Genomic DNA, 9,448 nt, shown 5'->3' on the forward strand with positions numbered 1-9,448 from the left:
ATCGCCCTTTTGCGTAAGCGTTAACGTCAACCAACGCACCATCGGCAGTACTTTATGTTAAGTACACGTTGCCCATAGTGCGGTGATCCCATGACTCAGCCCTCTCCCACGCGTTCTTCCGTTGTTCAAAGCTCCGGCTTTTTCCTGTTTTTAGTGCTGCTGACAGCAGCTAATCTGCGCACGCCAATCACCGCCACCGGACCCATTCTCGATAATATCCGCGCTACCTTTGGCCTGAGTGCCGCCGCAGCCGGCGTGCTCAATTTTATTCCGCTGATGCTGTTTGCGGCAATCGCGCCCATTGCCTCGTGGCTAGGGAATCGCATCGGGCTTGAAAAAAGTTTATGGAGTGCGGTGTGTTTAATAGCGCTGGGTTCCGTGCTGCGTATTTTGCCCGCCGAAAGTGGCCTGTGGTTGGGGACGATTATCTTGAGCACCGGCATTGCGGCTTCAAACGTGCTGCTGCCGCCGCTGATTAAGCGCGACTTTACCCAGCACACGGCCAAATATATCGGGCTTTACGCCTCGACAATGGCGATCACTGCCAGTATTGCCTCCGGAATTGCCGTGCCGCTGGCGAGCTTGGGAAATATTGGCTGGCAGCTTTCAGTTGGCGTTTGGGCCATTCCCGCGCTAATCGCCGCCGTGGTTTGGCTGCCCTTAGTGAAGAAAGCGCGCACGCCAAGGCCGTTAAACGCAATGACTGACGGCGCGCGCTTGAAATCGCCGTGGCGTTCTGCGCTGGGTTGGCAGGTATCGCTGTTTATGGCACTGCAATCCATGGTGTTTTATACCCTGATCGACTGGTTCACGCCGTTTGCGCAGAGCCACGGTTTTAGTCAGGCGAGCGCAGGCTGGCTGCTGTTTGTTTATCAGGCGGTGGCAATTATTGCCAATCTGGGCTGCATGTCGGCGTTGAAGAGAATGAAAGATCAGCGGCTGATCGGCTTTATCGCCTCGCTAGCGATCAGCATCGGTTTAGCGGGTTTATTGTTTGCTCCGGCAATCGCGCTACTCTGGCTTATCATTGCCGGACTTGGCGCGGGTGCATCGATGGTGATTTGCCTGTCATTATTTAACCTTCGCGCGGTCGATCATCGTCAGGCGGCGCAGCTTTCGGGCATGGCGCAGTGTGTTGGTTACGGCATCGCAGCGCTCGGCCCATTGATTTTCGGCATTATTCATCAGTACAGCGGCAACTGGACTTTTCCTCTCGCCCTATTATTGGCCTGCCATTTATTCCAGCTGATCCTCGCCCCGCTGGCAGGCAGAGCAAGGCAAATTGGTTAGCGCTTAATCAGCTCGAGTGCGTCTTTGTAAACGGCCTGTAAAGTTTTGAGACAATTAATTCAACGTCCTTTCCTCTTGATTTTAATTATCTTTATCTCTCGGCTCACTCAAATTCGTTACCGCCTCAATCACAGATAATACTGCCTTATATGCTTAGTTAACCTTATCTAATAAAGACGATAACTATGCGTAAAAACTCACTTTTATTATGGCCTTTTATTACGGGACTTATTGTCTCGCTTATTGGGCTGGCTTATCTAGGGCTTGGAGGGTGGCTGGCTTCGCTGGGCGGCACGCCTTGGTATCTTTTATTCGGTGCCGGATTCTTTATTAGCGGCATCTTGATAGCCAAACGTCGCGCCGCCGGTATTTGGCTTTATCTTATCGCCTTTATTATCTGCGTAATTTGGGCACTTAAAGAAGTCGGTCTTGACGGCTGGCAGTTAATGCCGCGATTATTAATGATGGCGATTTTAGGCGTCTGGTGCAGCCTGCCGTGGGTCACGCGTCCGGTGATGGGTAATCAGCATCGCGCAGGAACCTTTGCCGGTCTGTTTTATCTTTTAACACTGGGTGGGATTTTCTATTCCGGCTGGCAAGTCACCGATTCGCGTTTTGTTCACCAACAGGATTTCCCTGCGGAACCTGCCGCTGACGCGACGCCAACAACGCCCGCGCCCGATGCCGTGCCGGAAAATGATTGGCGTTATTATGGCCGTACGCCTGCGGGCCAGCGCTTCTCGCCGTTAACACAAATTACGCCTGCAAACGTCAGTAATTTACAGCCCGCCTGGCGCTACAATACCGGCGACGTGCTGCGTAAAGGCGAAGACAAGGCCGGACGCGAGTTTAACTTTGAAGTTACGCCTATCAAGGTTGGCAATCGGCTGTTTATCTGTACGCCGCACCGTCAGGTTATCGCGCTGGATGCCACCACGGGTAAGCAACAGTGGAAATTTGACCCGAAATCCGACACCTCGGCCAACGAATATCTGGCCTGTCGCGGCGTGGCCTACAGTGAATCTTCCGCCGACAAAACCTGTCCGGCCAAGATTATCACCACCACCGCCGATGCGCGCATGGTGGCACTTAACGCCGACACGGGTAAACCGTGCGCCTCATTTGGTCAAAACGGTTTCGTTAGCCTGACCGATCACATGGGCAAGGTTCCACCGGGTTTTCACTACATCACCTCTCAGCCTTTGGTGATGGACGGGCGTGTTGTGCTAGGCGGCTGGATTTATGATAACCAAACTACCGGCGAACCTTCGGGCGTGGTGCGCGCCTATGATGTCAACAGCGGCCAGCTTTCATGGGCGTGGGACATGGGTCGCAATCCGCAAAACGCGCCGTTGAAACCGGGCGAAGAGTATACGCGGGGCACGCCAAATGGCTGGGGAACCTATACTGCCGACCCTAAACTTGGCTTGATATATATTCCGCTGGGCAATGCCACCCCGGACTATTATGGCGCCCAGCGTAGGCCCTTTGACGATAAATACTCTTCATCGATAGTGGCGCTGGATATCCACACCGGCGAAGAGCGCTGGCATTTCCAGACTGTACATCACGACGTGTGGGACTTTGACCTGCCGATTGGTCCGACGCTGGTTGACCTGCCGTCTGCTCAAGGTGAAACCGTGCCCGCACTGGTGCAGACCACCAAAATGGGCCAGCTTTTCCTGCTCGACAGACGCACCGGCAAGCCGCTGGCGCAGGTTAATGAAAAACCGGTGGCAACCTCGCCTTCGCTGCCGGGTGAGCGTCTTTCGCCTACTCAGCCCGACTCGGTTGGCATGCCAAATCTCTCTCCGCCAAACCTCAAAGAGACGGATATGTGGGGCGCGACCGGGCTGGACCAGCTTTATTGTCGCATTCAGTTCCACCGTTATCGCTATCAGGGCCAGTACACGCCGCCAGCCGAAGGCACGTCAATCGCCTATCCGGCCTTTGATGGCGTGATGGACTGGTATGGCGCGTCGGTAGATCCGCGTCGTCACGTGATGATTGCCAATACCAGCTATGTGCCGTTTACCATGGAAATGATGAAAGGCGATGAGGCGATTAAACAGGGGCTGATGCAAAAATGGGCGGGATGGGCGAGTAATCAGCCTTATCCGAAACCAAAGGAGTTCGCCGTCGGACCTGAATACGGCACGCCGTGGGCCGCCGTGGTCAAGCCGTGGCTTTCCGCGCTGGGTGCGCCTTGCAGCGCGCCGCCTTGGGGTAAGCTGGTGGCTATCGACTTGAATACGCGCAAAATTGCCTGGGAGCGCCCGGCGGGAACTACGCGTGATATGAATATTTTTGGCACCCACACTAACGCCCCGCTGCCAACCGGCATCTTTACCATGGGCGGCAATGTGATTACCCAAAGCGGCGTGATTTTCATGGGCGCTACGGCGGACGACTATATCCGCGCCTTTGATGAAACCACGGGCCGTGAGCTGTGGCGCGCCAGACTGCCTGCGGGCGGACAGGCGACGCCAATGACCTATACCGGCGACGATGGCCGACAGTATGTTGTTATTGCCGCAGGTGGTCACGGTGGTTTGGGCACGCCAACGGGTGATTCATTAATGGCTTATGCTTTACCCGCCAACAAGAGTTAGTTTACTCACCTTAATCCCTCCCTTTGGAGGGATTATTTTTCCTGCGTCATGATTTCGGATTACTTGATATCCAATTAACAGCGGCACTGAATAGCTTTCAATTCAAAGGGCAATATTGGTTACAGCTCTCATTAATGAATAATAGCGTGTTAAAGTCGTAGTCCTGACTCTCTTAATCTATTTAAAAACGCCTAGTTTTCAATAGAACAGTTTTATGTGTTCTATAATCTAACGTACTCACTCTTTGAGCATGATGTTGAATCAGCACTTTGCCTTTGCTGCAAAGCTATTGTTTACTCCTTCAGCCTTAAGGAACCTTAATATGAGAGCACTTACCTATCATGGCCCGCATAAAGTCAGCGTCGATAATATGCCTGACCCCTCTATTGAAGCCGCCGATGATATTATCCTCAGAGTTACCGCTACCGCGATTTGCGGATCGGATTTACATCTATATCGTGGAAAAATACCCGGCACCGAACACGGTGATATTTTCGGTCACGAATTCATGGGTGAAGTCGTTGAAACGGGCGCGGGCGTAACGGCCGTGCAAAAAGGCGATCGCGTGGTAATTCCTTTCGTTATCGCCTGTGGCGAATGTTTCTTCTGCCATTTAAATCAGTTTGCAGCCTGTGAGACTACAAATACGGGTAAAGGCGCGGCGTTAAATCGCAAAAGTATCACGCCTCCCGCCGCGCTATTTGGTTACAGCCATTTATATGGCGGCGTGCCTGGAGGACAGGCGGAATATGTTCGCGTGCCGAAAGCCAATACGGGTCCATTTAAAGTGCCGGATATTTTACCTGACGAGAAGGTGCTCTTTCTTTCCGACATTCTTCCCACCGCGTGGCAAGCCGTTAAAAATGCCGAAGTTAAACAAGGCTCTAGCGTCGCCATCTTCGGTGCGGGTCCTGTCGGCCTGCTCACTGCCGCCTGCGCGCGTTACCTGGGTGCAGAGAAGATATTCATGATTGACCATCATCCGTATCGGCTGGCCTTTGCTCAGCAACGATATGGCGTAATCCCTATTAACTTTGATGAAAACGATGATCCGGCCGCTTATATTATCGAGCACACCACTAATCACCGTGGCGTTGACGCGGTTATTGACGCCATTGGTTTTGAAGCCAAAGGCAGCATGACTGAAACGATTTTGACCAATTTAAAATTAGAAGGCAGCAGCGGCAAAGCGTTACGCCAGTGTATTGCGGCCGTTCGTCGAGGGGGTATTGTCAGCGTTCCGGGCGTTTATGCCGGCTTTATTCACGGCTTCCTGTTTGGTGATGCCTTTGATAAAGGGCTGACCTTTAAAATGGGTCAAACCCACGTACACAAATTCTTGCCAGAATTGCTGGAATTAATTGAACAGGGCCATTTGAAGCCTGAGGAAATAGTCACGCATAACATGCCGCTAGAAGATGCCGCGCGGGGTTATGAAATATTCGAGAAGCGTAAGGAAGATTGCCGGAAAATAATCCTGGTGCCTGGAATGGCTCCAGCGGCGGGAGCCATTTAATACATGGTGCAGAATAAGGAGCCGCGCTATTGCGGCTCTTTATCGCCTGACTCTGGCGCGCTATGCGGATCGTCTTTAGGTAAATCCGGCTGAGGATTATCTTTAACTCTCTTCAGATCCTCATCAGTATTATCAAACTCTTTATGTTTACTCATGATTGCTCCGTAATTAATTAATGGATTGTGTAAACTAATAAAAAAACTTTATTCCTCTTCCTCTTCCTCTTCTTATTCCTCAGACAATAACTCACAGAGATGCTGCAAAACGAATAAGGCGGCCTGATGAATAACCTGCTCGCAGTCACCTTCAAAACGTCGCACGGTGCTGTGAATTTTTGCGCCCGGCAAATGCCAGGCAAACCAGACGGTTCCGGCAGGCGTGCCGTCGTCGCCATCAGCGGGTCCGGCGTAACCACTCACCGCAATACTGACAGGTTCGCCTGCCACTCTCGCAGCGCCCAAAGCCATCTCTCTGACCGTCGCTTCACTTACAGCAGTGTAAATGCGCAGCGTTTCTTCGCTTACGCCGAGAATGCGCTGTTTGGCGTTGTCAGTATAAGTAACAAAACTGCTGCTAAAAAACGTGCCGCTGTCTTCAGTGGCGCACAGCGCAGTAGCTAACAGCCCGCCCGTACAGGATTCGGCCAACGTCAATTTGAGATCGTTTTGTAGCAGGACTTGGCCCAATTTCTCGGCCGCTGCAACGAGCTCCTTATCCATTTGGTTGCTCCTTTAAATACTGACTTTCTCAACGTCGATAGAGGGTCAACCGTTTATCAGGCCTGCGGCTCCAGTTCAGTTTTGATCCAGCCGGGTTGGCGCTTGTCGAATGCCTCGTAAGCTTCAACCACATCGCTTAACGGTTCGACTTTGGTCAATACAAATTCGGGATCAATCGCGCCCATTCGCACCAGCTCCATCAAACCTGGAATAACCGTGTGATGATTGCAGTTGCCCATTTTAATGGTCAGATTTTTGTTCATCGCCTTACCAATCGGGAAGGTTTCTGCGGTCGGTGGATAAACGCCAATGATGGAGAGTCGTCCCGCTTTCTTAAGCGTTTCGATTGCCCATTCCAACGATTGAGTAGGACCATCACCCGGAACCCAGTTTCCGTGCTGCACGTTTGTGCCGTCAGTCGTTATCTCATCCACTTCCTGCTGGAATTTATCTGCTTTTTCATCGGCTTCCTGCTTGGCTGGTCCGTGATGCGCATGTTGGCTATCAATACCTACGGCATCTATTGCCGCATCAGCTCCAATACCGCCAGTGAGATGTTTAATCGTCTCGACCGGATCTTCTTTCTCAAAATTAACGGTAAATGCACCCTGTTTACGCGCCATTGCGAGGCGATCTTCATGACAATCGATGGCAATAACTTTGGACGCGCCCTGTAGCAAAGCGCTGGCGACGGTGAATTGACCAACCGGGCCACAACCAAACACCGTGACAACGTCACCTTTACCAATGTTCGCCAGCTCGGCACCAAACCACGCCGTCGGAAAAATATCGCTGATCATTAATGCCTGATCGTCTGTCACTTCATCCGGGATTTTAACCAGAGTGTTGGAGGCAAAAGGAATGCGCGCTTTTTCGGCCTGAAGGCCATTAACAGGACCCGTCGCCGCCGGACCGCCAAAGAAACAGGTCCCTGCATCGGCGCCGTTTGGATTGGCATTATCACACTGCGCCGTATTGCCCTCGCGACATGGCGGACAATATCCACAGGAAACAGTTGAGCAAACTACCATCCGATCGCCAATATTGAAGTTACGCACGTCATCGCCAAGTGCCTCGATGATGCCTACTCCCTCATGACCTAAAATAGTGCCGGGTTTCATTTCACTAAAGGTGCCGCGAACAAAGTGTAAATCGGTCCCACAAATGGCCGACGCTGTCAGACGGATTATGGCATCGGTGGGGGCTTGAATTGCCGGATCGGCAACTTCTTCACGACGAATATCGCCGACGGCATGCCAGACGAGTGCTTTCATGGGCTCTCCTTCTGTTTTGATGATTTAGTGTTTTGTTTATTTAAAGCTAATCGACGGTGTAAAGAGAGAAAAACCCGCCGTTAAGCGGGTTAGTAAAATGATTAACGCTTACTTTCCTGATCCGGATTTTCCAGACGAGCCAGATATTCTTTGGTCACGGCCGGGCTGTGCTCGGAAAGCCATTGCGCAAAGGCTTCTTCCTGCTTTTTAATCTGCTGGAAGACCTGTGCACCATCCATATCGCCCACGAATTCTGCGGCAGCAATCAGATTTGAGTAAGAGGCGATTTCGAGATGCTCAAACACATAGCCGCTGATACTCCCTTTGACGACCTCATCGCTGGCAAACATGCCGCCAAATGCTTGACCTGCGGCTGCAACTTTACCCGCCACGTCTTTGAAGGTGGAGCTTGAGGTATCAAGGCGGTCGAGTACGGATTTGACCAGACGTTGCTGATCCTGCGTCTCGGTAATATGTCGGGTTATGCCTTCTTGCAATACCGGGTAATGTTCAAGGCGGTCGGCCATTTTTTTCAGCATCGCTTCAGCCTGTTCTTCCATGGCATGCGCGTCGCGTACCCAGTCGATATAATCTTCGTAAGCTTTTTGATTACTCATAATAGGCCCTCTTGTCAGTCTATTAGTTGTCGAACTTTTTGTGGTCGAACATGAATGTCGATAAATAAACGTCTAGGCAAATTTTACTTTTGCGCTTTCGCTTTTTGTGATCCTGCTTTTTCCGAACCTGCTTGTTGTAAGCCTGCTTGTTGTGATCCTGCCGTTTGCGATTCAGCAATGGAGGTCAGTTTTTCGTCGGTACTTTTCTCTTCCTGCAGGGTTTCAAGCAACAGCTTCGCGGCTTCGGTATAACCTAATTTCTTGGCAAGCGCGGCCAGCGTGCCGTAGGTGGCAATCTCATAATGTTCGACTTTCTGCGCTGCGCCTATTAGACCGGCGTCCAGCACTTCGCCCTTTTCTACGGATTCAATCAGCTCTTGCGCCTCTTCCACCAGCCCTTCCATTGCATGGCATTTCATACGTTTGATGCGCAGTTCATCGGAGGACTCGACCACTTTATCGAGTCTTTCTATTTGCCCCTGCGTTTCTTCGAGATGCAATTTAAAGGCTTCAACCAATTTTGGATCGGTCGCTGCACGCGCCATTTTCGGCAATGCTTTGGTTATTTGACGTTCGGCACTGTATACATCGGACAGATCGTGAATAAACAATTCTTTCAACGTTGTAATAGCCATGTCTCACTCCAAAGGAAAAAGGTAAATAAGTTTTCAATTACACTGTTAATGTATGAACGTTAACTTCTGAATTAAACATCTAAAATAGATACAAAACACACATGAGAAATAATAGTCCACGATCGCAGCACATCAAGGTTTTAGGAGTTATCTTACGAAGAAAGGTAATAAAAATTACACTCACGGATAATAAGAATAAGCTTTTCAATGCCGTTTCATTAATAGATAAATATTTGCCAATTTATAGACACAAAAAAGCCCAGAGAGATCCTCTGGGCTGGGTGGCAGTGCCTGCAATCATCTAACCAAATGATTTGTTTGGATTAGTGACCGCCGTGGCTATTCTTGCCGCCTTTTTTACCGGCTTCACTGGCGCGTTCGCGGTCGTCTGCGAAATTACCGCCGCCGCTATTTTTGCCGCCTTTCTTACCTGCTTCTGATGCTTTGTCATGGTCTTCTGCAAAATTACCTGATCCATTGCGATGGTTGGCCATTATATCCTCCTATCGGATAGTTCTTTCATTTTGGTTGGGCTCAACGTATTCAGTAGTAACCACTGATATTGTCCCGAATGAAGAGCACGATGCTCGGAATTAATGATAGTGCACGGTCCAATTATGTCAAAAATTGCAGTTAAGTTTTTTGAGTTAACATCCACAAACCCTTAATTTTTCGTAAATTTTTTATCTAAATATTTTATTAATCCTTTACTCAAAACACTGAACATTAATTACTCAAAACCTTATTATCGGCATATTTGATAAGGTTATCCGCGTGTTAGCAAA

Annotated in this window: 9 protein-coding genes; 3 read left to right on the forward strand and 6 right to left on the reverse strand. The window is 50.3% G+C overall.

Going from position 1 to position 9,448, the window contains the following annotated elements; all coding sequences use genetic code 11:
- Positions 1 to 90 precede the first annotated feature (90 nt).
- The 3 genes from SC206_RS09665 to SC206_RS09675 all read left to right on the forward strand — a co-directional run bounded on the left by SC206_RS09665 (position 91) and on the right by SC206_RS09675 (position 5,418).
- On the forward strand, positions 91 to 1,290 hold the full coding sequence (locus SC206_RS09665; protein WP_332736583.1) for a CynX/NimT family MFS transporter: 1,200 nt from the start codon (positions 91 to 93) through the stop codon (positions 1,288 to 1,290).
- A gap of 185 nt (positions 1,291 to 1,475) precedes the next feature.
- Complete coding sequence (locus SC206_RS09670; protein ID WP_332736584.1) at positions 1,476 to 3,902, forward strand: membrane-bound PQQ-dependent dehydrogenase, glucose/quinate/shikimate family; 2,427 nt, start codon at positions 1,476 to 1,478, stop codon at positions 3,900 to 3,902.
- 322 nt (positions 3,903 to 4,224) lie between these two features.
- Positions 4,225 to 5,418: a zinc-dependent alcohol dehydrogenase gene (locus SC206_RS09675; RefSeq protein ID WP_332736586.1), complete on the forward strand. Its 1,194-nt coding sequence runs from the start codon at positions 4,225 to 4,227 to the stop codon at positions 5,416 to 5,418.
- Positions 5,419 to 5,444: 26 nt separating this feature from the next.
- On the opposite strand, the gene SC206_RS09680 is transcribed toward SC206_RS09675, so the two are convergent.
- From SC206_RS09680 to SC206_RS09705, 6 genes are all read right to left on the reverse strand, one after another.
- The gene (locus SC206_RS09680; RefSeq protein ID WP_332736588.1) at positions 5,445 to 5,573 is read right to left on the reverse strand and encodes a hypothetical protein; all 129 of its coding nucleotides are present in this window, start codon (positions 5,571 to 5,573) and stop codon (positions 5,445 to 5,447) included.
- Positions 5,574 to 5,645: 72 nt separating this feature from the next.
- On the reverse strand, positions 5,646 to 6,137 hold the full coding sequence (locus SC206_RS09685) for a 2-oxo-tetronate isomerase (RefSeq protein WP_332736590.1): 492 nt from the start codon (positions 6,135 to 6,137) through the stop codon (positions 5,646 to 5,648).
- A gap of 56 nt (positions 6,138 to 6,193) precedes the next feature.
- Complete coding sequence (locus SC206_RS09690) at positions 6,194 to 7,411, reverse strand: zinc-dependent alcohol dehydrogenase (protein ID WP_332736592.1); 1,218 nt, start codon at positions 7,409 to 7,411, stop codon at positions 6,194 to 6,196.
- A gap of 101 nt (positions 7,412 to 7,512) precedes the next feature.
- Positions 7,513 to 8,028: a ferritin-like domain-containing protein gene (locus SC206_RS09695; RefSeq protein ID WP_332736594.1), complete on the reverse strand. Its 516-nt coding sequence runs from the start codon at positions 8,026 to 8,028 to the stop codon at positions 7,513 to 7,515.
- Positions 8,029 to 8,111: 83 nt separating this feature from the next.
- Entirely contained in the window at positions 8,112 to 8,663 is a 552-nt protein-coding gene (locus SC206_RS09700; protein ID WP_332736596.1) for a YciE/YciF ferroxidase family protein, read from the reverse strand.
- Positions 8,664 to 8,986: 323 nt separating this feature from the next.
- Positions 8,987 to 9,157 carry a general stress protein gene (locus tag SC206_RS09705; protein WP_332736598.1) on the reverse strand — a complete coding sequence of 57 codons (171 nt, stop codon included), beginning with the start codon at positions 9,155 to 9,157 and terminating at the stop codon, positions 8,987 to 8,989.
- Positions 9,158 to 9,448: the final 291 nt, after the last annotated feature.

This window comes from Rouxiella sp. T17 (genome assembly GCF_036663475.1).
Classification (GTDB): domain Bacteria; phylum Pseudomonadota; class Gammaproteobacteria; order Enterobacterales; family Enterobacteriaceae; genus Rouxiella.